This window comes from Pseudomonas sp. D8002 (genome assembly GCF_013385695.1).
GTDB lineage: Bacteria > Pseudomonadota > Gammaproteobacteria > Pseudomonadales > Pseudomonadaceae > Aquipseudomonas.
In genome coordinates this window covers 102,851-127,504 of sequence record NZ_JACAPM010000032.1, presented here as the reverse complement: position 1 = coordinate 127,504, position 24,654 = coordinate 102,851, and the positions used below count along the sequence as shown (strand labels likewise).

Here is a 24,654-nt window from a genome sequence, read left to right as displayed (position 1 = left end):
CAGGTAATCACGATGCTACCTTCAGGGCTTACTCACACATGCGCCTTCCTACAAAACTTCGCCAGCGTCTCTCCCATCACGGCATCACGTATGGCTTGCTGCTGGCCACGGCAGCGACTGCCAGCACCTTGCTATGCACTCGGGCCATTGCTGCCAGCCCAGTGCAACATTACGTGATCGCCTCCGGGCCACTCGACAATGCCTTGAGCCAATTCGCTTCGAAGGCCAATGTGATTCTGTCATTCTCGCCGCAGCAGACGGCGCGCCTGCAAAGTCCTGGGCTGGAGGGTGACTACTCGGTGGAGCAAGGGTTTGCGTTATTGCTGCAAAACTCGGGATTGCAGGCGGCGGTTCAAGGCCCCGGCAGCTACGCGCTGCAGCCGGCCGCTAGCGGAGAACAGCTCATGCTGGCCCCCACTACTGTAAGCACGTATCAACAGACTGGGTTCAATCAGGAAATTGCCGGGGACGTAGGTTACAAGGCGCAAAACAGCCGAATCGGTACCAAGACCAGCACACCATTGTCGGAAACCCCGCGCTCGGTGTCGGTGGTGACCGGCCAGCGCATCAAGGATCAAAAATCCCAGACGCTCACAGAAGTGCTGGGCTATGTGCCGGGAATCTTTGCCCCTCCCTTCGCTGCGGGCGACGGGCTGGCCGGTGACTTGTTCTTCATTCGCGGTTTCAACGCTACGGATTATGGCTACGGCCTGCTGCGCGATGGCTTGCGAGTCCAAGGCAACCGGTATGACACCACCAGCGAACCTTATGGCCTGGAACGGGTGGAGATATTCCGTGGCCCTTCTTCCCTGCTCTACGGCGAAAACGCACCCGGTGGCCTGGTCAACCTGGTGAGTAAACACCCGACAGCTACACCACAAGGCGAAGTTCAGCTGACCTACGGTTCTAATAACCGGCGCCAGGTGGGTGTGGATATCTCCGGTCCCTTGGACGACAGCGGCAATATCCTTGGACGGGTGGTGATGCTCGGCAGGAAGTCCGACACCCAGACCGATCACGTTCCCGATGACCGCCTGTATATCGCACCGTCCCTGACCCTCAATTTCGACGACTACAACACCCTGACGCTGCTGGCCAACTACCAGAAAGACCACACCAATCTTGAACTTGGCCTACCTGCAGCAGGCACGTTACTGACCAACCCCAACGGAAAGCTCTCAAAGCACACCATGCTCGGTGACCCGGATTGGAACACCTTCGAACGGGAAACCTGGAGCACCGGCTACGAGTTCAGCCACAGCTTCAACGACGACTGGCAGTTTCGGCAGAACTCGCGCTACATGCAGTCGCGAATCACCCGCCATGAAACCTGGCCAGGCAACCTGAATAATGCGGGGTTCGGCACACAGCTGAACATGAATGCCTACGACCGCTACAACAAATCGATGGTCTACTCGCTGGATAACCAGTTGGAAGGCAAATTCCAGGTAGGCGGGCTGGAAAATACCGTGCTGTTCGGTGCCAGCTATGACCGTACCTCGTTCAGCCAGGATTGGAATGCCGGATTTGCAGGCACGATCAATGTGTATAACCCGGTGTACCTGAGGGATCCATTGACGCCTCTCGCGGTGCAAAACACGTTGCTCGAACAGCAGATGAAAGGTGTTTATGCACAGCTTCAGAGCAAGTATGACCACTGGTTATTCTTGCTCGGCGGGCGGCAGGACTGGGTCGACAGTGATTTTCGCGACAAGGTGGCCAAGGCCGGCAACATCAGCTCTGAAGACCGCAAGTTCACCTATCAGGGCGGGATCATGTACCAGTTCGACAATGGCCTGACGCCATATGTCAGCTACTCGACCGCGTTCGTTCCGGTACAGCAGATCTCCAATGCCGGCACACCGCTGGACCCGATCACCAGCAGTCAATATGAAGTAGGCCTCAAGTACGAGCCGATCGGCTGGGACACGGCGATGACGTTGTCGGTCTATGACTTGCGCAAGCAGGACGACACGTACCTCGACGCCACGACCAATACCTACCGCCAGGTCGGCGAAAGCCGGGCCAAGGGTGTGGAAGTGGAGGTCAACAGCAACCTCACACCTAATTTGAACGTGACTGCGGCCTACACCTACACCGATGCTCGGATTACCAAGGATTCGGCAACGTCGCTCGTGGAAGGTCACCAGATGACCGGTGTTCCGCGTAATCAGGCTTCGGTCTGGGGCAAATACCGCTTTCTTGATGACCAGCTCAAGGGCTTGTCCGTCGGTGGCGGCGTGCGCTACTTCGACAGCACTTTCGCTTACACCGCGCCTTCTCTTTACGGGAAGCTGGATGCTGGAAGCGTGACGTTGGTGGATGCCGCCATTGGTTACCAGATTGACCAGCACTGGTCGGTAGACGTGAACGCGAAGAACCTGTTCGACAAGGAGTATGTGTCCGGCTGCAACGATGCGGGCCGCTGCTACTGGGGTGAAAGCCGGACGCTACTCGGAACAGTTTCCTACAACTGGTAACCAGCCAGCTGTGGATAACCGCCTATTTCCCGATACAGAAGCTTGAAAAGATCCGCCCCAACAAATCATCGGAGCTGAATGCGCCGGTGATCTCACCCAACAGCTGCTGCGCCTGGCGTAAATCCTCAGCCAGCAGCTCACCGGCTCCTGCCAGCGTCAGTTGCGCACGGCCATGCTCGAGGGCGGCGCTGGCATGCCGCAGTGCCTCCAGGTGCCTGCGACGAGCGCTGAAGCTGCTTTCCGAAGTCTGCTCGTAGCCCATGCACGCTTTCAGATGATCGCGCAGCAGTTCCAGCCCTTCTCCTGCAGCCTTGGCACTCAAGCTGATTGTCACGTGGCCATCTTCACTGACTTCCAGGGCAATTGCCTCGCCCGTCAGGTCAGCCTTGTTGCGAATCAGCGTGACCTTGGCCGGGTCCGGCCGTTGTTCGAGGAATTCCGGCCACAGTGCGAACGGGTCTGCAGCCTCTGGCGCGGTGGCATCCACCACCAGCAACACGCGGTCAGCTTCCGTGATGGCCTTCAACGCGCGTTCCACCCCGATCTTTTCCACCTGGTCATCGGTGTCACGCAGTCCAGCGGTGTCCACCACATGCAGGGGCATGCCATCGATGTGGATATGTTCGCGCAGGATATCCCGCGTGGTGCCGGCGATCTCGGTGACGATCGCGGCCTCTCGCCCGGCCAGGGCATTGAGCAGGCTCGACTTGCCGGCGTTGGGACGGCCGGCAATCACCACGGTCATACCGTCACGCAGCAAGGCACCTTGCCCGGCTTCGCGCAGCACTGTGGATAACTCATCACGAACCTTATCCAGCATCGCCAGGACATGGCCATCGGCAAGGAAGTCGATTTCTTCCTCCGGGAAATCAATCGCGGCCTCCACGTAGATGCGCAAGCTGATCAATTGCTCGGTGAGGTTATGCACACGCAGGGAAAACGCGCCCTGCAACGAGCGCAACGCATTGCGCGCAGCTTGTGCAGAGCTGGCTTCGATCAGGTCGGCAATCGCCTCGGCCTGGGCCAGGTCGAGTTTGTCGTTGAGGAACGCGCGTTCGCTGAATTCACCCGGACGTGCCAGGCGGCAACCCAACTGCAGGCAACGCTGCAGCAGCATGTCCAGAACGATCGGGCCGCCGTGGCCTTGCAGCTCGAGGACGTCTTCGCCGGTAAAGGAGTTCGGCCCCGGGAAATAAAGGGCGATACCTTCATCCAGCACTTCTTCATCAGCACCTAAAAACGGCCCGTAATGCGCATACCTCGGCTTCAGTTCCCGCCCGCTGATGGCCTGGGCCGCCACGCTGGCGAGCGGCCCGGAAATACGAACGATACCGACACCACCACGACCTTGAGCGGTGGCGACAGCGGCGATGGTTTCACGAGGAGCGCTCATGGCGGGTACCCGGATAAAAGTGACAGAAAGCAAAACGCCCCACTAGGGGGCGTCTTGAGTGGTGTTATCCACAGAGTAAATTACGCCTCGGCTTTTTTGGTAGCCGCTTCGATTTTACGTGTGATGTACCACTGTTGGGAGATCGACAGGCAGTTGTTGACCACCCAGTACAGCACCAGACCAGCCGGGAACCACAGGAAGAAGAAGGTGAAGATGATTGGCATCATTTTCATTACCTTGGCCTGCATCGGGTCCGGCGGAGTCGGGTTCAGGCGCTGCTGGATGAACATGGTCGCGCCCATGATGATCGGCAGGATAAAGAACGGGTCTTTGATCGACAGGTCAGTTATCCACAGCATGAACGGAGCCTGGCGCATTTCCACGCTTTCCAGGAGCACCCAGTACAGCGACAGGAACACCGGCATCTGCACCAGAATCGGCAAGCATCCACCCAGCGGGTTGATCTTCTCTTTCTTGTACAGCTCCATCATGGCCTGGGACATTTTCTGCCGGTCATCGCCATGTTGTTCTTTCAGCGCAGCCAGTTTCGGGGCCACGGCACGCATACGCGCCATCGACTTGTAGCTGGCGGCCGACAGTGGGAAGAAGATCCCCTTGATCAGCATGGTCAGCAGGATAATCGAGAAGCCCCAGTTACCCACAATGCTGTGGATATGTTGCAGCAGCCAGAAAATCGGCTGGGCAATGAACCACAGAATGCCGTAATCCACAGTCAGTTCCAGACCTGGGGATAACTCTTTGAGGACTGCCTGGCTCTTCGGACCGGCGTACAACGTGGCGCTGGCTTCAGCCTTGGCACCCGGCGCGACGGTCAACGTCGGGCCAGTAAAGCCAATGATGTAGTTGCCTTGGCTGTCTTTGCGGGTTTGAACCAGGTTGGCATCACCTTTGTTCGGGATCCATGCGGTCACGAAGTAGTGTTGCAACCAGGCAACCCAGCCACCTTGAACGGTTTCTTTCAGCGCGCCCTTGTCGATATCTTTCATCGACACTTTTTTGTACGGCTCGCTACTTGTCCACAGGGCTGCGCCCAGGTAAGTCGCGGTGCCGGTGGCGGTGCTGGAAGAAGGATCGGCGCTGTTGTCACGCTTGAGCTGGGCAAACAGGTTGCCCGTCCACGGCTTCGCGCTTTCGTTGTCGATCAGGTAAGTGACTTTCAGATCGTACAAACCGCGGGTGAAGCTGAAACGCTTGATGTAGTTGACGCCGTCGTGACTGAATTTCAGGTCGACGTTCAACTGGTTCTGGCCATCGGCCAGTTGATAAGTCTTCTGTTCGGTCGAATAAACCGGACGACCGGTAGCACGAGCATCCGGACCGTCAGTACCGGTCAGGCCACTTTGCGCCAGATATACACGTTCGCCACCGTTATCGAACAGTTGGAACGGAACGTCCGGATGGTCTTGGCGACGTGGATACAGCGGCAGCTTCAGCTGGGCGATATCACCACCCTGTGGGTCGATTGCCAGGTCCAGTACATCCGTTTTTACATGGATGAGGTCTTTATTGGTGACGACCGGGGTTTCTACCGGGGTACTGGTATCGGCATTCGCGCTGGGTACATCGGCACTGGCGGCAGCATTGTTACCCAGTGGCGTATCCGGAATAGCCGGCGCCGACTGATTGGTAGCAACATTCTGAGTCGGCAGGGCAGCTTGGCCATAATCCTGGTTCCACTTAAGAACCATAGAGTAGGACACGATTGCCAGGGCGACGATCAGGATCGTGCGTTTAATATCCATGATTACTCGGCCATCGAAGAAGAACGGGAGGTAGGGATAGGCGGAACCGGGTCATAACCACCGGGATTCCACGGATGACAGCGACCTAAACGACGAAAGGTCAGCCAGCCACCGCGCAGAAGGCCATGATTTTCTATGGCTTCCAACGCGTAGCAGGAACAACTGGGGTAGAAACGACAGTGGTTTGCCATCAGGGGACTAATGGCATAGCGGTAAAACTGGATCGGAACGAGGGCCAGTTTACGCATCAGTACTGTCTACCCCTACAGTTTCGGTGCTGACAGCTGGTGCTGGCTTGTTGGTACGAGCCAAACGTTTCCAGAGCTTGCCGAAATGCTGAATCAATTCGGGGTTTTCTACGTCCCCCAAGCCTTTGCGCGCGACGATAACAATATCCCAACCAACCAGAGTCTCCTGGTGGAGGCGAAACGATTCGCGCATCAGACGCTTGAGGCGATTGCGCTCAACGGAGAGCTTTACGCTCTTCTTGCCGATCACCAACCCGAGACGGGGGTGATCCAGATCGTTGTTACGCGCAAGGAGCAGGAGATTTTTCCCCGGAACCTTGCCGGTGGGGGAGTCAAAGACTGCCTTGAAATGCCGGGGGGTTAGCAGACGCTTTTCCCGACTGAAGTCCTGACTCACCACCAGTACCGGATTATCAAACTGCCAGACGCGCACGACCTTTGGCGCGGCGACGCGACAGGACAGCACGGCCGTTCTTGGTGGCCATGCGAGCACGGAAGCCGTGAGTACGGGCGCGTTTGATGGTGCTTGGTTGGAAAGTACGTTTCATGGCGTGTTACCTGGTTCGTCCACAACGGGCCGGAATGGCCCCCGTTTTAAGAGACCGGCGATTCTAGAGAAAGCAAGCCTCTAGGTCAATTTCCAACCAGCTTTTCCTTTAATTAGATATCTGGAGGCCTGCGTACCGAATCCGGGCGATTCGCCTTTCACGAGCAATGCCATAGATATAAAAATAAAGAAGGAAGTTATTTAAAGCTTTTCTGTAAAGCTTATAAAAGCTAGGCACCCCATCTTCTGTGGATAACTGCCTTGAGGACATATTCTACGGGCTGTACAGAGAATGACAACACGGGGGAGAAACGGTGCTCTGCCTGTGCTGCGCTATCGGATAAGCTGTGTGTGGAATGGCTAGTTATCCACAGGCCAGTTACCCACAGACTTTCGACCCCACTTGTACAACGAGCTTAGGGGCGCTTATCCACAGAGCTTATGCACAGACCATTTGTCGCCTTTTTTACGGTTAAGGCATTGATTCTTGGCGCCCTGTGAGCAACCTACATGTGGATAAGTGGGCGGCTGGCCGCTACAATGGCGGCTGTTTTTGCCTCACCGGCTTTCAACTTAGGGGATATCCGTGTCAGTGGAACTTTGGCAGCAGTGCGTGGAGCTTTTGCGCGATGAGCTGCCTGCCCAGCAATTCAACACCTGGATCCGTCCGCTACAGGTCGAAGCCGAAGGCGACGAGTTGCGTGTCTACGCACCCAATCGTTTTGTTCTCGACTGGGTCAACGAGAAATACCTGAGCCGCGTTCTCGAATTGCTCGACGAACACGGCAACGGGCTTGCTCCGGTGCTCTCCTTATTAATAGGCAGCAAACGTAGCTCGGCACCTCGTGCTGCGCCGAATGCACCGTTGGCAGCCAGTGCCTCCCAGGCTCAGGCCGCTGCGGCACCTGTTAATAACTCTCCAGCCCCGGTCGCCCAGACGCCTTCGAAATCCTCGTCGCAGAAAAACGCGCCTATAAATGAAGAGCCGTCCCGCGACAGCTTTGACCCAATGGCCGGCGCCAGCTCACAACAGGCCCCGGTTCGTGCCGAACAGCGCACCGTCCAGGTAGAGGGTGCGCTCAAGCACACCAGCTATCTGAACCGCACGTTCACCTTTGAGAACTTTGTCGAAGGTAAATCCAACCAGCTGGCCCGCGCGGCTGCCTGGCAGGTCGCCGACAATCCCAAGCACGGTTACAACCCGCTCTTCCTTTATGGTGGCGTTGGCTTGGGTAAAACTCACTTGATGCACGCCGTGGGTAACCACCTATTAAAGAAGAACCCGAATGCCAAGGTCGTGTACCTGCACTCGGAGCGCTTCGTGGCCGATATGGTCAAGGCGTTGCAGCTCAACGCCATCAACGAGTTCAAGCGGTTCTACCGTTCCGTTGATGCCTTGCTGATCGATGACATTCAATTCTTCGCCCGCAAGGAACGTTCCCAGGAAGAGTTTTTCCACACGTTCAACGCGTTGCTCGAAGGTGGCCAGCAGGTCATCCTGACCAGTGACCGTTATCCGAAGGAAATCGAAGGCCTGGAAGAGCGCCTGAAGTCGCGCTTCGGCTGGGGCCTGACCGTAGCGGTAGAACCGCCGGAGCTTGAAACCCGCGTCGCGATCCTGATGAAAAAGGCCGACCAGGCCAAAGTCGACCTGCCGCACGACGCCGCGTTCTTTATCGCCCAGCGCATTCGCTCCAACGTGCGTGAACTGGAAGGCGCACTCAAGCGGGTCATCGCTCACTCGCACTTCATGGGTCGTGACATCACCATCGAGCTGATTCGCGAATCCCTGAAAGACCTGCTGGCGTTGCAAGACAAGCTGGTGAGTGTGGATAACATCCAGCGCACCGTGGCCGAGTATTACAAGATCAAGATTTCCGACCTGCTGTCCAAGCGCCGTTCGCGCTCGGTAGCACGTCCCCGCCAGGTAGCGATGGCGCTCTCCAAAGAGCTGACCAACCACAGCCTGCCGGAAATTGGTGATGTGTTTGGCGGTCGCGACCACACCACGGTCTTGCACGCGTGCCGCAAGATCAACGAACTTAAGGAATCCGACGCGGATATTCGCGAGGACTACAAGAACCTGCTGCGTACACTGACTACTTGATGAACACCAGCGCAGCTTATTAAGGCAAGGGACTAGACCATGCATTTCACCATTCAACGCGAAGCCCTGTTGAAACCCCTGCAACTGGTCGCAGGCGTCGTCGAGCGCCGACAGACCTTGCCGGTGCTTTCCAACGTATTGCTGGTTGTCGAAGGCCAGCAATTGTCCTTGACCGGTACCGACCTGGAAGTCGAGCTGGTCGGTCGCGTCCAGCTCGAAGAGCCCGCCGAACCCGGCGAGATCACCGTGCCGGCGCGCAAGCTGATGGACATCTGCAAGAGCCTGCCCAACGACGCGCTGATCGACATCAAGGTTGATGAGCAAAAGCTGGTGGTCAAGGCCGGTCGCAGCCGTTTCACCCTGTCGACCTTGCCGGCCAACGACTTCCCGACCGTGGAAGAAGGCCCAGGCTCGCTGACCTGCAGCCTGGAACAAAGCCGACTGCGCCGCTTGATCGAGCGCACCAGCTTCGCCATGGCCCAGCAGGACGTGCGTTATTACCTTAACGGCATGCTGCTGGAAGTCTCCGAAGGCATCATCCGCGCCGTAGCCACCGACGGTCACCGTCTGGCCATGTGCTCGATGAAGGCCGATATCGGTCAGCCGGATCGCCACCAGGTGATCGTGCCGCGTAAAGGTATTCTGGAACTCGCGCGCCTGCTGACTGAGCCGGATGGCAATGTCAGTATCGTGCTGGGCCAGCACCACATCCGCGCGACCACTGGCGAGTTCACCTTCACTTCCAAGCTGGTTGACGGCAAGTTCCCGGATTACGAGCGCGTTCTGCCTAAAGGCGGCGACAAGCTGGTGATCGGTGATCGTCAGGCCCTGCGTGAAGCGTTCAGCCGTACCGCTATTCTTTCCAACGAGAAATACCGTGGTATCCGCCTGCAATTGGCCAACGGCCAACTGAAAATCCAGGCGAATAACCCTGAGCAGGAAGAAGCGGAAGAAGAAGTGGGCGTCGACTACAACGGCGGCAACCTGGAAATCGGCTTCAACGTCAGCTACCTGCTGGACGTGCTGGGCGTGATGACCACTGAACAGGTTCGCCTGATTCTGTCTGACTCCAACAGCAGCGCCCTGGTACAAGAATCCGACAACGATGACTCGGCTTACGTTGTCATGCCGATGCGCCTGTAATCATGTTCAGCAGAAGCTAGATGTCCCTCAGTCGCGTCTCGGTCACCGCGGTGCGCAATTTGCACCCGGTGACCTTCTCCCCCTCCCCCCGCATCAATATCCTCCACGGCGCCAACGGCAGTGGCAAAACCAGCGTGCTGGAAGCCATTCACCTGCTGGGGCTCGCTCGTTCCTTTCGCAGTGCCCGCTTGTTGCCGGTGATTCAGTACGAGCAACTGGCGTGCACAGTATTTGGCCAAGTCGAATTGGCCGAAGGCGGTCATAGCAGCCTGGGGATTTCTCGTGATCGTCAGGGGGAGTTTCAAATCCGCATCGATGGGCAGAATGCTCGTAGTGCTGCGCAGCTGGCAGAAATCCTGCCGCTGCAACTGATCAACCCGGACAGCTTCCGCTTGCTGGAAGGCGCGCCTAAAATCCGCAGGCAATTCCTCGATTGGGGAGTGTTCCACGTGGAACCGCGTTTCATGGCCACTTGGCAGCGCCTGCAGAAGGCCCTGCGGCAGCGGAACTCATGGCTGCGGCATGGTACACTTGACGCCGCTTCGCAAGCTGCTTGGGACCGGGAACTGTGCCTGGCCAGCGCTGAAATAGATGAATACCGCCGCGCCTATATCAAAGCCTTGAAACCAGTCTTTGAGCAGACCTTGAGCGAGTTACTCGAACTCGAGGGGCTGACGTTGAGCTACTACCGTGGTTGGGACAAAGACCGGGAACTGAGTGCAGTGCTCGCGACGTCCTTGCAACGGGATCAGCAAATTGGTCACACCCAGGCCGGACCACAACGGGCTGATTTGCGCCTTAGATTGGGCGCACACAATGCTGCGGATATCTTGTCCCGCGGTCAGCAGAAGTTGGTGGTCTGCGCTTTGCGTATCGCCCAGGGGCATCTGGTTAGCCAGGCCCGGCGCGGGCAATGTATTTATCTGGTGGATGACTTGCCGTCCGAACTGGACGAGCAGCACCGCCGCGCGTTATGCCGCTTGTTGGAAGACTTACGCTGCCAGGTGTTTATCACCTGTGTAGACCACGAATTATTGAGGGAAGGCTGGCAGACGGAAACGCCAGTCGCTTTGTTCCACGTGGAACAAGGCCGTATCACCCAGACCCACGACCATCGGGAGTGAAGGCATGAGCGAAGAAAATACGAATACGTACGACTCGACCAGCATTAAAGTGCTTAAAGGTTTGGATGCCGTACGCAAACGTCCCGGTATGTACATCGGTGATACCGATGATGGCAGCGGTCTGCACCACATGGTGTTCGAGGTGGTCGATAACTCGATCGACGAAGCTTTGGCCGGTCACTGCGACGACATCAGCATCATCATCCACCCGGACGAATCCATCACCGTACGCGACAACGGTCGCGGCATTCCGGTAGATGTGCATAAAGAAGAAGGCGTTTCGGCGGCAGAGGTCATCATGACCGTGCTCCACGCCGGCGGTAAGTTCGACGATAACTCCTATAAAGTATCCGGCGGTTTGCACGGTGTAGGTGTTTCGGTAGTAAACGCCCTTTCTGAAGAGCTGATCCTGACTGTACGTCGTAGCGGCAAGATCTGGGAACAGACTTACGTTCATGGTGTTCCACAGGAACCGATGAAAATCGTCGGTGACAGCGAAAGCACTGGTACGCAGATTCACTTCAAGCCTTCGGCTGAAACCTTCAAGAACATCCACTTCAGCTGGGACATTCTGGCCAAGCGGATTCGTGAACTGTCTTTCCTGAACTCCGGTGTGGGTATCGTCCTCAAGGACGAACGCAGCGGCAAGGAAGAGCTGTTCAAGTACGAAGGCGGCCTGCGTGCGTTCGTTGAATACCTGAACACCAACAAGACCGCGGTCAATCAGGTGTTCCACTTCAACATCCAGCGTGAAGACGGCATCGGCGTAGAAATCGCCCTGCAGTGGAACGACAGCTTCAACGAGAACCTGTTGTGCTTCACCAACAACATTCCTCAGCGCGATGGCGGTACTCACCTGGTGGGTTTCCGTTCTGCACTGACGCGTAACCTGAACACCTACATCGAAGCGGAAGGCCTGGCGAAGAAACACAAAGTCGCCACCACCGGTGACGATGCCCGCGAAGGCCTGACCGCCATTATCTCGGTCAAGGTTCCGGATCCGAAGTTCAGCTCCCAGACCAAAGACAAGCTGGTGTCCTCCGAAGTGAAGACAGCGGTCGAACAGGAAATGGGCAAGTACTTCTCCGACTTCCTGCTGGAAAACCCGAACGAAGCCAAGCTGGTTGTCGGCAAGATGATCGACGCAGCACGGGCTCGTGAAGCGGCGCGTAAAGCCCGTGAGATGACGCGTCGTAAAGGTGCGCTGGATATCGCCGGCCTGCCGGGCAAACTGGCTGACTGCCAGGAGAAAGACCCTGCCCTCTCCGAACTGTACCTGGTGGAAGGTGACTCTGCTGGCGGTTCCGCCAAGCAGGGTCGCAACCGTCGCACCCAGGCCATCCTGCCGTTGAAGGGTAAGATCCTCAACGTCGAGAAGGCGCGTTTCGACAAGATGATTTCCTCGCAGGAAGTCGGCACCTTGATCACCGCCCTGGGCTGTGGCATCGGCCGCGATGAGTACAACATCGACAAGCTGCGCTACCACAACATCATCATCATGACCGATGCTGACGTTGACGGTTCGCACATCCGCACCCTGCTGCTGACGTTCTTCTTCCGTCAGTTGCCGGAGTTGATCGAGCGTGGCTACATCTACATCGCCCAGCCGCCGTTGTACAAAGTGAAAAAAGGCAAGCAAGAGCAATACATCAAAGACGACGACGCCATGGAAGAGTACATGACGCAGTCGGCCCTGGAAGATGCGAGCCTGCACTTGAACGACGAAGCCCCGGGCATCTCCGGTGAAGCGTTGGAGCGCCTGGTAAACGACTTCCGCATGGTGATGAAGACCCTCAAGCGTTTGTCGCGCCTGTACCCTCAGGAGCTGACCGAGCACTTCATCTACCTGCCATCCGTCAGCCTGGAACAGTTGGGTGATCATGCCCACATGCAGGCTTGGTTGGCCCAGTACGAAGTCCGCCTGCGTACCGTTGAAAAATCCGGCCTGGTCTACAAAGCCAGCCTGCGTGAAGACCGTGAACGTAACGTCTGGCTGCCAGAGGTCGAACTGATCTCCCACGGCCTGTCGAACTACGTCACCTTCAACCGCGACTTCTTCGGCAGCAACGACTACAAGACGGTTGTTACCCTCGGCGCGCAACTGAGCACCCTGCTGGACGACGGTGCTTACATTCAGCGTGGCGAGCGCAAGAAAGCGGTCAAAGAGTTCAAGGAAGCCCTGGACTGGTTGATGGCGGAAAGCACCAAGCGCCACACCATTCAGCGATACAAAGGTCTGGGCGAAATGAACCCGGATCAGCTGTGGGAAACCACCATGGACCCAGCCCAGCGTCGCATGCTGCGCGTGACCATCGAAGACGCCATTGGCGCGGACCAGATCTTCAACACCCTGATGGGTGATGCGGTCGAGCCTCGTCGTGACTTCATCGAGAGCAATGCCCTGGCGGTTTCCAACCTGGACTTCTGATCAGGTTGCAGCGCAAAAACAAAAAAGGCCAACGCTTAGCGTTGGCCTTTTTTATGGGCTGGATATGAGCATTTTATAAATGCTCCACGTGGAACATCTCAGTCCTCGGAAGCCGCCGTCACACTCTCCAACCGATATCCGTACCCATAGATCGTCAGCAACTGCCAACCCCGATCCGCCGTCAGCCCGAGCTTATTCCGCAGCCGATAAATATGCGTATCCAGCGGCCGCGACGACACCATCTCCTCATGGGTCCAGAACCGTTCATACAGGTACTCTCGAGACAGCGGCCGCGCCAGGTTCTCAAACAGGCACCGCGCCAGGCGGTATTCGCGCTCCGTCAGGCTGATGGGTTTTCCCGCCCTGCTCACCGTGAGTTCAGCATCATCAAAGGTCAGGTCATTGAAGGTATGCACCTCACTGGCTGCAGACTTCTGCAACCCGTGGCGACGCAGAACGGCATTCACCCGAGCCTTAAGCTCATTGGGACGAAACGGCTTGCTGACGTAATCATCTGCACCACTGTTCAGCGCCTGGACGATATCGCTCTCGGCATCGCGGCTGGTAAGCATGATGGCGGCTGGCGGCGCTTCCATGTGCTCGCGGGTCCAGCGCAGCAATGCCAGGCCACTGAGGTCGGGCAGTTGCCAGTCAAGGATCAGCAAGTCGAAGGTCTCGCGGCGCAGTTGTCGCAGCAGGTCTTCTCCACGCTCGAAGCAGTGCAGGGTCCATGGCTGATCCGCAGCGCTGGGGATTTGTCGCAGTGTCTGTTCCACCCGCCGCAGTTCAGCAGGTTCGTCATCCAATATTGCGACACGCATGGCAGGGTCCTTTCTTATTGAAGAATGCGGGCATCGAATCTGAACAATTATGGCCAGATTCTCAGGCCCTCTGAATCTCTCGGTACGCTGATATCAAATGGCCGCAAGCCATTGGAAATCGTCAACACCCAAGCTGGGAAGATACCGGCTCGAGACCTTCAGGAAAAGGATCAATGGCAATCTGGTTTTATGCTGTTTCGAGACGTATGGCCGTTCTGGGGAAGGTTGATGTATGGGGAAGACTGGTATTGGTGGTGATGGTTGCTACGCTGGGCACGGAAACGGTCGGGGCCAATAAGCCGGCGATACCTATGCCGTTCGAGGAACGGCAGACTTTGAGTGAGCCCGGCAATGGCATGGGCTTCGCCCGTTCACCGTTTCAGCAACTCAGCGAACAGCAGCAGACCCAACGTTGGGTATTTTAAGTACCCGCAAATCTGAACAAATGTTGCGAATCGGTCCGATGCACCTATGTTGTAGGTAAATTCGCTCTCGCTGGATGACACACGGATTGGAGCGACGGAAGTGCTCCGACACAGGGACGTGTCATCTTCTGCAATGGATCTCACGCTCCCAGATATTTCGGCTATCGACTGGATACCTCATCGAGTATCGTAGACGGTACTCAAGGTCTTCCCGCTGCAAGACGCTGCCTGAAAGTGCTTTCTGATGACCCATTAGAACTAGAATCTTGATGAGCGCCATGACCTTTTTCCCTTGCCGATTCCGCTCTGCCGCTTCTACGCTGTTGAGTTCGGGCCTGATCGTTACGCTTGGCGTAGTGAGTCTTCCGGCCTTGGCACGCCCTTCCCCTCCCCGTGCACCCTATATCGACGACAACCGGATGTGCCGCGCGCAACCGCTTCCGGCAGTGGTGCAGCACCTCACGGGTGAAGCCTGGAAACTGGATGCCAAGGGTGTGTCCACGGCCCTGGAAGAAGGCATGTTCATCGATGAACAAGAAAGCGTAAAAACCTCATCGGGCGCATTTGTCAGCCTGTTGCTGGGGGACGGCTCGCGGATTGTCTTGCCCTCCAGCTCCCAGGTCCGATTGCATCTGGTCGAGGAGCAATCCATTCCCCAGGTGATTCTTGAAGAAGGTCAGGTCGAGGCTTACGTGATCAAGCGTGCCAGCGACTATGACCGTTTCCAGATCATGACCCCGGTGGGCGTTCTAGGGGTACGCGGCACGCATTTCCGTGTGCGTAACGATGGCGAACAATCGCTGGTGGAAGTACTCAACGGGCAAGTGGCGGTCAATCGTGATGACGCTCCACCGACCCCGCGCCCTATCAAGAAGAAGCCCATTACCGGTCCAGTCTCTGGTGAAGTAAAGGTTGGTGCGCGGCAGGGCCTCGCGTTCAAGAAACAAGGCGAACTCAAACCCGTGGAACTGCTTGATGCGCCACGGTTGGTCGGCCAGGACGGCCAAAAGGGCGATGCGCCTGTCTGGACCCTGTTCCTGCGGCCATTGGCCGGGGCCCAACGCTACCGGGCCCAGGTCGCGACCGATAAGGAGTTTCTGAACATCAAGCAGGAAAATTTCTCCGACAAGCCGCAAATGCGCTTCACTGGGCTGAAAGCATCGTTCTATCACGTTCGCTTGTCGGCATATGATGAACACGGGCTTGAGGGAGAAACCGGGGTTTATGACATTTTCTATTACCCACCCGCGAACCGCGTTCAGTAGTGCCCTGGACGCGAGCCGGTGAGGCTGTGGCACAGGGCTGAAAAGCGCCAACCGACTCAGGCTCAGCGGCTGTTCAATGGCCTGGTGCGCGAATGGCTGTGGGTCAGCCTGTTGCTATTACCCATCACGGCCTTCCTGTCCCTGAGCCCTGGCCTGGCCCTCAATAACCTGCTGTATGACAGCCTCCGCCGGCTGGCGCCTTTATCGGTGGATCCACGCATCCTGCTGGTAACGATCGACGACCGAAGCCTGAAGGAACTTGGCCAATGGCCATGGTCCCGACGTGTGCATGCCGACCTGCTTGATCAGCTGAGCGCCGCCAAGCCTGCCGGCATCCTGTTTGATGTGATCTTCAGCGAGCCCGCCCGGGAGCCAGCCAATGACCTGCGCCTGGCCGAGGCTATGTGCAACGCTGGCAACGTCCTGTTGCCTTTGATTCGTGAAGGCTCGCCGCGCTACGGCCAGCCTGTGGCGCAAATCCTGCCCGTGTTGCCCTTGCGTGATTGCGCCCGTAGCGTCGGCCATATCAACGTGGAAGCGGACAGCGACGGCATCGTTCGAAGCCTGTATTTACGTGAAGGTCCACCAGGTAATTTGACACCGCAGTTAGCCTGGCTGGCGTTTGAACTGAGCGGCCAGCCATCCCTAATGCCGGGCGCACCTGGTCCGTCGGAAAGCTCCAGCTGGCAGCGGGAAAATGCCATTCGAATTCCTTTTATTGCCAGTCATGCTGGCTTTCCCAGCGTGCCGTATATCAGTGTCTTGCGCGGGGAGGTGCCATCCGAGTTGCTGCGCGACCGCTTGATCCTGATTGGCGCTACGGCACCGGGCATGGGCGACCGTTATGTCACGCCGCTTTCGGCCAGTGTCGGCACCACCCCGGGCGTGGAGATCCAGGCAAATATTCTCAATGGCTTGCTGCAAGGGCGCAGTATTGTCGATCTGCCCGTGTGGATGGCGACGCTACTGGCCACCGCGATGGTCGCGGTGCTGTTGGGCCTTCTGCTGTTTCGCCCGCGTTATGCACTTTGGCTGACCCTCGGTTGCATGGGGGCTGCGCTTCTGGGTTCTTGGGGCCTGTTGCGCCTGGGCCATTGGTGGTCGCCGGCAGCAAGTCTGGTTGGCATGTTGCTCAGCTATCTGATCTGGAACTGGCGGCGCCTGAGCGTGATCCTGGCCTACTTCGGCTGGGAACTGGCACGCCTGGACAACGAGCCCAAAGTGCTCCCGGAGCGCCGTCGAGCGCCCGCCAGCCAGGGTGATGTATTGCAGGGACGAATCTTCGCCCTCGAACAAGCGGTCAGCCGTACCCGGGACACTCGTCGCTTCATGGCCGATGGGCTGGAATGTTTGCCTGTAGCAACCTTGATTACCGATCCCAAGGGCAACGTCCTGCTGGCCAATCGAATTGCCCGCGATGTGTTCGGCAATGAACTGGTGGCCGAAAACCTCTTGGATCAGCTCGCCGCATTAGGTTATCCACCGCTGCAGGACGGTGTTCGCCCTGCCCTGTCGACGCTGGAGATTGTCGAGTTCCGCGATACCCTTGACCGCAGCCTGCGCCTCGACCTGGCGCCGCTGCTGCCTGCAGACGGTGACGTGGCCCTGGGCTGGCTGCTGAGCCTCACAGACCTGAGCATTGAGCGTGATGCCCAGCAGCAACGGGAGACCCTGCTGCGCTTTCTGTCCCATGACCTGCGTGCGCCGCATTCGGCGATCCTGGCCCTGTTGGATGTTCAGGACTCCGCCGCGCCCATATTTGCGCAGATCGAACAACAAGTCCGCCGTGCCCTGAACCTGACCGAATCATTCGTGCAGCTGGCGAAAGCCGAATCCGATGGCTACCAATTCCAGCCCAGCCTGTTCGCCATGTTGGTGCTCGACGCATTTGATCAAGTCGCAGTGCACGCCCAGTTGAAAGGTATTCGCCTGGTCCATCACCTGGATGAAGACGGCGAAGAAATGGTGTGGGCAGACCAATCGCTGCTGACCCGAGCCTTGTTCAACCTGTTGGAAAATGCGGTGAAATACAGCCCATCGGGCACCACCGTTACGTTGAGCCTGACCAGCCATGAAGACGCTTTGGAGTGCCGTATCAGCGACCAGGGGCGAGGAATCTCCCCGCAGGATTTGCCCGAACTCTTCGCTCAATACCGGCGCTTCGCCTCGGCTCAGGGCAGTGAAGGATTGGGGTTGGGGCTGACCATGGTCAAGGCCGTCGTGGATCGTCACGGTGGGAGAATTCGCTGCGAAAGCGAGGTGGATAAAGGTACGACCTTCATCCTTCAGCTGCCATTGTGGCGAGACTGAATCGCGGCTTTTCACCTGTGCATAAAAAACCGGTCTCAGGGACCGGTTTTTTAATGCGGGAAAAACTTATGCACCTTTTCCGCTGTTTTATGAACTTGGGAAATATGTAAGTAAATCAGCAGCCTATAAGCTAAAAAGAGCAATTCGCCAACAAACCGTACACAGGTTATCCACAGAAACTCAAATCACCGGCGTGTCGACCACAACCGGCTCCGGCGGCAACGAACCCATGGCCCTTTGTTGCGCTTCATTCCATGCCTGGGCACGGTCGTTCAGCGCTGCAATGGCACGTGGGCCTTCGCCCTCGGCATACATGGGCTCGCCAATGATTACAGTGATGGTGCCTTCACGCTTGGCCCAGCCGGTCTTCGGCCAGAACTTGCCGGCGTTGTGGGCAATCGGCAGCACCGGCAGCCCGGCGTTCACCGCCAGGGCCGTACCGCCACGTGAGAACTTGCCCACAGTGCCGTAGGGCACGCGTGTGCCTTCAGGGAAGATCAGCACCCAAACCCCATCCTTCAACAGCTCATCGCCCTTCTTGGCCACATGCTTGAGTGCGGCCTTGGGGTTGTCGCGGTCGATGGCGATCGGTCGCAGCATGGCCATGGCCCAGCCGAAGAATGGCACGTACAGCAGCTCACGCTTGAGCACCTGGCTCAGGGGCGAGAAATACGCAGACAGGAAAAAGGTTTCCCAGGTGCTCTGGTGGTTCGACAGAATCACACAAGGCTGGTCCGGGACGTTTTCGGCGCCCTTGATCTCGAAACGAATGTTCAGGAACACCTTGGTCAACCACAGCGCGCAGTTGCACCAAAAGACGTTGATGAAACGATAGCGCGCCTTGAACGGCAGGAAAGGCGCGATAAAAAAGCTCAGGGTGCACCAGAGAAAAGAGCTGGTGCCCAACAGCAGGTAAAAGAAGAAGGTTCTGATGGCCTGCAAAATCGACATGGCGGCATTTACCGTTGCGGGACAACGCCCGCCTGTTAAAAGCGCGCTCCCGAACAGTCCTTGGTCAGGAAGTCAGAAGGGCTGCTAGTTGTTGATAAGTTCTGCGGCAACCGCCGCCAGATCGTCAAAAATCAAGGTACCTACCGGCAGGGTTTTAGCCTGGGTCTTTTCGCCTTTCCCGGTTTTTACCAAAACTGGCTGAGAGTCGACGGCTTTGGCGGCTTCCAGGTCACCGAGGCTGTCCCCGACAAACCATAGCCCAGCCAACGGCACGTTGTAATGTTCAGCAATAGTTTTAAGCATACCCGGTTTGGGCTTGCGGCAATCGCAGCCTTCATCCGGGCCGTGCGGGCAATACACCACCAGCCCTACTTCACCGCCCTGCTCGGCCACCAGCGTGCGCAGGCGCGCGTGCATGGCGTCGAGGGTGGCGATGTCGTAGTAGCCGCGGGCGATGCCGGACTGGTTGGTGGCGATGGCCACTGTCCAGCCCGCTTTGCTCAACTGCGCGATGGCCTCGATCGAGCCGGGCAGTGGAATCCATTCCGCCACCGATTTGATGTAAGCGTCGGAGTCGTAATTGATCACTCCGTCCCGATCGAGAATCAGCAGTTTCAACATGGTCAGCTCAGTACGGAAATGTCAGCGATATTGATGAACAGGCCGCGCAGGCGCGCCAGCATGGCGTAGCGGTTTTTCCGCACGCCCGCGTCTTCGGCATTGATCATCACCGCTTCGAAGAACGCATCCACCGGCTCACGCAAGGTGGCCAGGCGCGCCAAGGCTTCGGCGTAGTTGCGTTCGGCGATCAGCGGCTTCACTGCGTTTTCCGCCTTGGCGATGGCCGAGTTCAGCGAGAACTCCTTGGCATCGGCAAACAGGCCCGGGTCGACTTCGGCATTGCCGAGGTTGTCGGCCTTGCTCAGCAGGTTCGATACACGCTTGTTCACGGCGGCCAGGGCACCGGCTTCCGGCAGCTTGCGGAAGGCCTGTACGGCCTGCACACGCTGGTCGAAGTCCAGCGCCGAACCTGGTTGCAGGGCACGTACCGACAGGTACACCGAAACGTCCACGCCTTCGTCTTCGTAACGCGCACGCAGACGGTCGAACACGAACTCCAGCACTTGCTCGGCCAGGCCGGCTTGCTTGACCTTGGCACCGAACTGGCCAACCGCAAACACCACGGCCTGGGTCAGGTCGAGGTCGAGCTTCTTGTCGATCAGGATGCGCAGCACGCCCAGGGCCGCACGGCGCAGCGCATACGGGTCTTTGCTGCCGGTAGGCAACATGCCGATACCGAAGATACCGACTAGGGTATCCAGCTTGTCAGCGATGGCCACGGCCGCACCGGTGAGGGTGGTCGGCAGCTCGGCGCCAGCACCGCGCGGCATGTACTGCTCGTTCAGCGCCAGGGCGACGTCTTGCGGCTCGCCATCATTCAGGGCGTAGTAGTAACCGGCAACACCTTGCATCTCCGGGAACTCGCCGACCATCTCGGTGGCCAGGTCGCACTTGGACAGCAGGCCGGCACGCGCAGCCCAGGCAGCATCGCCACCAATGCGTGGCGCGATGTAGGCCGCCAGCTTGGAAACCCGTACGGCCTTGTCGTAGACGCTGCCGAGTTTTTCCTGGAACACCACGTTCTGCAGGCGCAGGTTGAAGTCTTCGAGCTTCTGCTTCTTGTCTTGCTTGAAGAAGAACTCGGCGTCAGTCAGGCGCGGGCGAACGACTTTTTCGTTACCGGCGATGATCTGCTGCGGGTCCTTGCTTTCGATGTTGGCCACGGTGATGAAGCGCGGCAGCAGCTTGCCGTCGACGTCCAGCAGGCAGAAATACTTCTGGTTGTCCTGCATGGTGGTGATCAGCGCTTCCTGCGGCACGTCGAGGAAACGCTCCTCGAACGAGCACACCAGCGGCACTGGCCATTCAACCAAAGCGGTCACTTCGTCCAGCAGGCTTGGCGGCACGATGGCGGTGCCTTCCTGCAGGCGGGCCAGCTCTTCGGTACGCTTGCTGATCAGCTCGCGGCGCTCATTGGCATCCGCCAGCACATAGGCTGCACGCAGGTCATTGAGGTAGTTGGCGGGCGCGGTGATGCGCACGGCTTCAGGATGGTGGAAGCGGTGGCCACGTGAATCACGGCCGGCCTTCTGGGCGAGGATGGTGCAGTCGATGACCTGGTCACCGAGCAGCATCACCAGCCATTGGGTCGGGCGCACGAACTCTTCCTTGCGGGCACCCCAGCGCATGCGCTTGGGAATCGGCAGGTCGTTCAGCGAGTCTTCAACGATGGTCGGCAACAGGCTGGCGGTCGGCTTGCCGGTGATGACCTGGCTGAAACGCAGCTTCGGGCCGCTCTGGTCGATCTCGCTCAGCTCGACGCCACACTTCTTGGCAAAACCAAGGGCGGCTTGAGTCGGGTTGCCTTCAGCATCGAAGGCGGCCTGGCGTGGCGGGCCGTCGAGGTTGATGCTGCGGTCCGGCTGCTGGGTTTCCAGTGCGGTGAGCAACACAGCCAGTCGGCGCGGCGCGGCGTAGACCTTTTTTGCGGCGAACTTCAGGCCAGCGGTTTGCAGGCCTTTTTCGATACCGGCCAGGAATGCGTCGGCCAGGGTATTCAGGGCCTTGGGTGGCAGCTCTTCGGTGCCCAGTTCAACCAGGAAATCTTGAGCACTCATTGTGCAGCCTCCAGCTTAGCCAACACTTCATCACGCAGGTCCGGGGTGGCCATCGGGAAGCCCAGCTTGGCGCGAGCCAACAGGTAGGCTTGGGCGACGGAACGCGCCAGGGTGCGTACACGCAGGATGTATTGCTGGCGCGCAGTTACCGAGATGGCACGACGGGCGTCCAGCAGGTTGAAGGTGTGGGATGCCTTCAGAACCATTTCATAGCTTGGCAACGGCAGCGGCTGATCCAGTTCGATCAGGCGCTTGGCTTCGCTTTCATAGAAGTCGAACAGTTCGAACAGCTTCTCGACGTTGGCGTGTTCGAAGTTGTAGGTCGACTGCTCCACTTCGTTCTGGTGGAACACGTCGCCGTAGGTCACCTTGCCGAACGGGCCGTCAGCCCACACCAGGTCGTAGACCGAGTCCACGCCTTGCAGGTACATGGCCAGGCGCTCGAGACCGTAGGTGATCTCGCCGGTCACCGGGTAGCACTCGATGCCGCCGGCTTGCTGGAAGTAAGTGAACTGCGTCACTTCCATGCCGTTGAGCCAGACTTCCCAGCCCAGGCCCCAGGCGCCCAGGGTTGGCGATTCCCAGTTGTCTTCGACGAAACGGATGTCGTGGACCAGCGGGTCCAGGCCGACATGTTTCAACGAGCCCAGGTACAGCTCCTGGAAGTTGTCCGGGTTTGGCTTCAGAACCACCTGGAACTGGTAGTAGTGCTGCAGGCGGTTCGGGTTTTCGCCGTAGCGGCCGTCAGTCGGGCGACGACTGGGCTGCACATAAGCGGCGTTCCAGGTTTCCGGGCCGATGGCCCGCAGGAAGGTAGCGGTGTGGAAAGTGCCGGCGCCTACTTCCATATCGTAGGGCTGAAGTACCACACAACCTTGCTCGGCCCAGTATTGCTGGAGGGCGAGGATCAAGTCTTGGAAGGTACGCACGGCTGGCGTAGGCTGGCTCACGAAATTCACCTGTTACTTGGGCTGCGATTTAAAGAGCGGGAGTATACCCGATTCGGCCGCGCCACCATCCCCTGGAGCCTTATGCCACGCTGCTTTTGGTGTTCTGAAGATCCGCTGTACATGGCTTATCACGATCAGGAGTGGGGAACGCCGCTGCGCGATGCGCAGGGACTGTTCGAGTTGCTTTTGCTCGAAGGGTTCCAGGCGGGCCTGTCCTGGATCACCGTTTTACGCAAACGCGAGCATTATCGAAAGGTCTTGTTCGGCTTTGATACGCAGCGTCTGGCCCAACTGAGCGATGCCGAGATCGAAGCGCTGATGCTCGATCCGGGCATCGTGCGTAACCGCCTGAAACTCAATGCCACCCGGCGCAATGCCGCCGCCTGGCTGGCGCTGCAGGACCCCGTGGAGTTTCTGTGGTCGTTTGTGGGCGGCGTGCCCAAGGTCAATCATTTCAAGGACCGCAGCCAGGTCCCGGCCATTACGCCGGAGGCTGAGGCCATGAGCAAAGCCTTGAAAAAAGCCGGCTTCACGTTCGTCGGGCCGACCATCTGCTACGCGTTCATGCAGGCCTCGGGCATGGTCATGGACCACACTCAGGACTGCGACCGTTACGCGGACCTCGCCAACGCCGGTTAGAATGGCGGCTTTGCGCACCACACACGATCAGGAGTGACCTGTGGAAAAGTTTAAAGGCGCCTTGCTGGTAGGCGCTCTTCGGTTGTTTGCCCTGCTGCCCTGGCGCGCGGTGCAAGCGGTCGGTTCGGCAATTGGCTGGATCATGTGGAAAACCCCCAACCGTTCCCGCGAGACGGTGCGGATCAACCTGTCCAAATGCTTTCCGGACATGGATCCGGCCGAGCGCGAGCGTCTCGTTGGACGCAGCCTGATGGACATCGGCAAGTCCCTGACCGAAAGCGCCTGCGCCTGGATCTGGCCGGCCCAGCGTTCCATCGACCTGGTGCGCGAGGTCGAAGGCCTGGAAGTGCTGCACGAAGCCCTGGCCTCGGGCAAAGGCGTGGTCGGCATCACCAGCCACCTGGGCAACTGGGAAGTGTTGAACCACTTCTATTGCAGCCAGTGCAAACCGATCATTTTCTACCGCCCGCCGAAGCTCAAGGCGGTGGATGACTTGCTGCGCAAACAGCGGGTGCAACTGGGTAACCGCGTGGCGGCGTCCACCAAGGAAGGCATCCTCAGTGTCATCAAGGAAGTGCGCAAAGGCGGCCAGGTGGGCATTCCTGCGGATCCGGAGCCGGCGGAATCGGCCGGGATCTTCGTGCCGTTCTTCGCCACCCAGGCGCTGACCAGCAAGTTCGTGCCGAACATGCTGGCGGGGCACAAGGCGGTCGGGGTGTTCCTGCATGCCCTGCGGCTGCCGGATGGCTCGGGCTACAAAGTGATCCTGGAAGCGGCGCCGGAAGACATGTACAGCACCGACACCGCCACTTCGTGTGCGGCGATGAGCAAGGTGGTGGAGCGCTATGTGGGGGCTTACCCGAGCCAGTACATGTGGAGCATGAAACGCTTCAAGAAACGCCCGCCGGGTGAGGCGCGGTGGTATTGATGTACGGCTGACTCAAGGTTGGCACAAAACAAAATGTGGGAGCGGGCTTGCTCGCGAAGGCGGTGTATCAGACACAAATTCGGTGACTGACACGACGCCTTCGCGAGCAAGCCCGCTCCCACATTGGGTTCTGCTTAAGCTTGGCGGTCGAGTTTCTTCAGGAATACGGTCATTTCCTTTTCGGCCTGCTTGTCGCCATGTGCCAGGGCCGCTTCAATACCCTTCTCCCAAGCTAACCGCGCTGCAGCGTTATCACCCTGCCCCAGCTGCGCCTTGCCCAACAGCTTCCACGCCGCCGAATACTTCGGGTCGAACTCGACGCATTTCTGCAAATGCTCGGCCGCCTTGGCGTTGTCCTTCAGATCAAGATAACCCTTGCCCAAACCAAACCGCAGCAGTGAGTTATCCACGCCCTTGGCGAGCATTTTTTCCAGGGATTCGAGCATGTCGGTCA

The 24,654-nt window shown here is 58.3% G+C and carries 21 protein-coding genes; 10 read left to right on the top strand and 11 right to left on the bottom strand.

Going from position 1 to position 24,654, the window contains the following annotated elements; all coding sequences use genetic code 11:
- Positions 1-38 precede the first annotated feature (38 nt).
- A complete protein-coding gene (locus HX807_RS18655; RefSeq protein ID WP_177009021.1) occupies positions 39-2,480 on the top strand; it encodes a TonB-dependent siderophore receptor in 2,442 nt (813 codons plus the stop codon).
- A gap of 22 nt (positions 2,481-2,502) precedes the next feature.
- Here the strand turns inward: HX807_RS18655 and mnmE are convergent, their stop codons facing one another.
- The 5 genes from mnmE to rpmH all read right to left on the bottom strand — a co-directional run bounded on the left by mnmE (position 2,503) and on the right by rpmH (position 6,432).
- The gene (gene mnmE, locus HX807_RS18650) at positions 2,503-3,873 is read right to left on the bottom strand and encodes a tRNA uridine-5-carboxymethylaminomethyl(34) synthesis GTPase MnmE (RefSeq protein WP_134327611.1); all 1,371 of its coding nucleotides are present in this window, start codon (positions 3,871-3,873) and stop codon (positions 2,503-2,505) included.
- An 80-nt stretch (positions 3,874-3,953) separates the two neighbouring features.
- Entirely contained in the window at positions 3,954-5,636 is a 1,683-nt protein-coding gene (gene yidC, locus HX807_RS18645; RefSeq protein WP_003213572.1) for a membrane protein insertase YidC, read from the bottom strand.
- Positions 5,637-5,638: 2 nt separating this feature from the next.
- Positions 5,639-5,884: a membrane protein insertion efficiency factor YidD gene (yidD, locus tag HX807_RS18640; protein WP_003213574.1), complete on the bottom strand. Its 246-nt coding sequence runs from the start codon at positions 5,882-5,884 to the stop codon at positions 5,639-5,641.
- On the bottom strand, positions 5,877-6,281 hold the full coding sequence (gene rnpA, locus HX807_RS18635) for a ribonuclease P protein component (RefSeq protein ID WP_010168490.1): 405 nt from the start codon (positions 6,279-6,281) through the stop codon (positions 5,877-5,879). The genes yidD and rnpA overlap by 8 nt, the downstream gene beginning before the upstream one ends.
- Positions 6,282-6,297: 16 nt before the next feature.
- Positions 6,298-6,432, bottom strand: coding sequence for a 50S ribosomal protein L34 (rpmH, locus tag HX807_RS18630; protein WP_003213577.1), 135 nt, complete (start codon positions 6,430-6,432; stop codon positions 6,298-6,300).
- Positions 6,433-7,017: 585 nt separating this feature from the next.
- Between rpmH and dnaA the strand changes: the two genes are divergently transcribed.
- From dnaA to gyrB, 4 genes are read left to right on the top strand one after another with little or no spacing between them, the layout of a single operon-like run.
- On the top strand, positions 7,018-8,538 hold the full coding sequence (dnaA, locus tag HX807_RS18625) for a chromosomal replication initiator protein DnaA (protein WP_032868695.1): 1,521 nt from the start codon (positions 7,018-7,020) through the stop codon (positions 8,536-8,538).
- Positions 8,539-8,577: 39 nt separating this feature from the next.
- Positions 8,578-9,681, top strand: coding sequence for a DNA polymerase III subunit beta (gene dnaN, locus HX807_RS18620; protein ID WP_003213582.1), 1,104 nt, complete (start codon positions 8,578-8,580; stop codon positions 9,679-9,681).
- Between the two features lie 20 nt (positions 9,682-9,701).
- Positions 9,702-10,805, top strand: coding sequence for a DNA replication/repair protein RecF (gene recF / locus HX807_RS18615; RefSeq protein ID WP_003213585.1), 1,104 nt, complete (start codon positions 9,702-9,704; stop codon positions 10,803-10,805).
- A gap of 4 nt (positions 10,806-10,809) precedes the next feature.
- Positions 10,810-13,233: a DNA topoisomerase (ATP-hydrolyzing) subunit B gene (gene gyrB, locus HX807_RS18610; protein WP_003213587.1), complete on the top strand. Its 2,424-nt coding sequence runs from the start codon at positions 10,810-10,812 to the stop codon at positions 13,231-13,233.
- Between the two features lie 98 nt (positions 13,234-13,331).
- Here gyrB and HX807_RS18605 read toward each other — a convergent pair whose 3' ends face one another.
- The gene (locus tag HX807_RS18605; protein ID WP_003213588.1) at positions 13,332-14,054 is read right to left on the bottom strand and encodes a response regulator transcription factor; all 723 of its coding nucleotides are present in this window, start codon (positions 14,052-14,054) and stop codon (positions 13,332-13,334) included.
- A 173-nt stretch (positions 14,055-14,227) separates the two neighbouring features.
- Here HX807_RS18605 and HX807_RS18600 point away from each other — a divergent pair, with 173 nt between their 5' ends.
- The 3 genes from HX807_RS18600 (at position 14,228) to HX807_RS18590 (ending at position 18,054) form a co-directional block, all read left to right on the top strand.
- Positions 14,228-14,479, top strand: a complete 252-nt coding sequence (locus HX807_RS18600) for a hypothetical protein (protein ID WP_003213590.1) — start codon at positions 14,228-14,230, stop codon at positions 14,477-14,479.
- Positions 14,480-14,748: 269 nt separating this feature from the next.
- A complete protein-coding gene (locus tag HX807_RS18595; RefSeq protein WP_256349520.1) occupies positions 14,749-15,744 on the top strand; it encodes a FecR domain-containing protein in 996 nt (331 codons plus the stop codon).
- 18 nt (positions 15,745-15,762) lie between these two features.
- Positions 15,763-18,054 (top strand): CHASE2 domain-containing protein, encoded by a 2,292-nt coding sequence (locus HX807_RS18590; RefSeq protein ID WP_177050678.1) that lies wholly within the window; start codon positions 15,763-15,765, stop codon positions 18,052-18,054.
- 180 nt (positions 18,055-18,234) lie between these two features.
- On the opposite strand, the gene HX807_RS18585 is transcribed toward HX807_RS18590, so the two are convergent.
- The 4 genes from HX807_RS18585 to glyQ all read right to left on the bottom strand — a co-directional run bounded on the left by HX807_RS18585 (position 18,235) and on the right by glyQ (position 22,633).
- Positions 18,235-19,005 (bottom strand): 1-acyl-sn-glycerol-3-phosphate acyltransferase, encoded by a 771-nt coding sequence (locus HX807_RS18585; RefSeq protein WP_003213596.1) that lies wholly within the window; start codon positions 19,003-19,005, stop codon positions 18,235-18,237.
- 84 nt (positions 19,006-19,089) lie between these two features.
- On the bottom strand, positions 19,090-19,626 hold the full coding sequence (gmhB, locus tag HX807_RS18580) for a D-glycero-beta-D-manno-heptose 1,7-bisphosphate 7-phosphatase (protein WP_166742131.1): 537 nt from the start codon (positions 19,624-19,626) through the stop codon (positions 19,090-19,092).
- A gap of 2 nt (positions 19,627-19,628) precedes the next feature.
- A complete protein-coding gene (gene glyS / locus HX807_RS18575; protein ID WP_003213599.1) occupies positions 19,629-21,683 on the bottom strand; it encodes a glycine--tRNA ligase subunit beta in 2,055 nt (684 codons plus the stop codon).
- A complete protein-coding gene (gene glyQ / locus HX807_RS18570) occupies positions 21,680-22,633 on the bottom strand; it encodes a glycine--tRNA ligase subunit alpha (RefSeq protein ID WP_003213601.1) in 954 nt (317 codons plus the stop codon). Before glyQ ends, glyS begins: the two co-directional genes overlap by 4 nt.
- An 81-nt stretch (positions 22,634-22,714) precedes the next feature.
- Between glyQ and HX807_RS18565 the strand changes: the two genes are divergently transcribed.
- On the top strand, positions 22,715-23,272 hold the full coding sequence (locus HX807_RS18565; protein WP_102604439.1) for a DNA-3-methyladenine glycosylase I: 558 nt from the start codon (positions 22,715-22,717) through the stop codon (positions 23,270-23,272).
- A gap of 40 nt (positions 23,273-23,312) precedes the next feature.
- Positions 23,313-24,200, top strand: a complete 888-nt coding sequence (locus tag HX807_RS18560; RefSeq protein ID WP_003213605.1) for a lysophospholipid acyltransferase — start codon at positions 23,313-23,315, stop codon at positions 24,198-24,200.
- Between the two features lie 134 nt (positions 24,201-24,334).
- Here HX807_RS18560 and HX807_RS18555 read toward each other — a convergent pair whose 3' ends face one another.
- A complete protein-coding gene (locus HX807_RS18555) occupies positions 24,335-24,646 on the bottom strand; it encodes a lipopolysaccharide assembly protein LapB (protein ID WP_003213608.1) in 312 nt (103 codons plus the stop codon).
- Between the last annotated feature and the right edge of the window lie 8 nt (positions 24,647-24,654).

Bases quoted from the DNA above. Each gene is read 5' to 3' on its own strand.
- HX807_RS18595 (WP_256349520.1), top strand. From the start codon at position 14,749: ATGAGCGCCATGACCTTTTTCCCTTGCCGATTCCGCTCTGCCGCTTCT.
- recF (WP_003213585.1), top strand. From the start codon at position 9,702: ATGTCCCTCAGTCGCGTCTCGGTCACCGCGGTGCGCAATTTGCACCCG.
- gyrB (WP_003213587.1), top strand. From the start codon at position 10,810: ATGAGCGAAGAAAATACGAATACGTACGACTCGACCAGCATTAAAGTG.
- HX807_RS18585 (WP_003213596.1), bottom strand. From the start codon at position 19,005: ATGTCGATTTTGCAGGCCATCAGAACCTTCTTCTTTTACCTGCTGTTG.
- yidD (WP_003213574.1), bottom strand. From the start codon at position 5,884: ATGCGTAAACTGGCCCTCGTTCCGATCCAGTTTTACCGCTATGCCATT.
- glyS (WP_003213599.1), bottom strand. From the start codon at position 21,683: ATGAGTGCTCAAGATTTCCTGGTTGAACTGGGCACCGAAGAGCTGCCA.
- HX807_RS18655 (WP_177009021.1), top strand. From the start codon at position 39: ATGCGCCTTCCTACAAAACTTCGCCAGCGTCTCTCCCATCACGGCATC.
- gmhB (WP_166742131.1), bottom strand. From the start codon at position 19,626: ATGTTGAAACTGCTGATTCTCGATCGGGACGGAGTGATCAATTACGAC.
- HX807_RS18565 (WP_102604439.1), top strand. From the start codon at position 22,715: ATGCCACGCTGCTTTTGGTGTTCTGAAGATCCGCTGTACATGGCTTAT.
- dnaN (WP_003213582.1), top strand. From the start codon at position 8,578: ATGCATTTCACCATTCAACGCGAAGCCCTGTTGAAACCCCTGCAACTG.
- HX807_RS18555 (WP_003213608.1), bottom strand. From the start codon at position 24,646: ATGCTCGAATCCCTGGAAAAAATGCTCGCCAAGGGCGTGGATAACTCA.
- yidC (WP_003213572.1), bottom strand. From the start codon at position 5,636: ATGGATATTAAACGCACGATCCTGATCGTCGCCCTGGCAATCGTGTCC.
- HX807_RS18605 (WP_003213588.1), bottom strand. From the start codon at position 14,054: ATGCGTGTCGCAATATTGGATGACGAACCTGCTGAACTGCGGCGGGTG.
- rpmH (WP_003213577.1), bottom strand. From the start codon at position 6,432: ATGAAACGTACTTTCCAACCAAGCACCATCAAACGCGCCCGTACTCAC.
- mnmE (WP_134327611.1), bottom strand. From the start codon at position 3,873: ATGAGCGCTCCTCGTGAAACCATCGCCGCTGTCGCCACCGCTCAAGGT.
- HX807_RS18600 (WP_003213590.1), top strand. From the start codon at position 14,228: ATGGCAATCTGGTTTTATGCTGTTTCGAGACGTATGGCCGTTCTGGGG.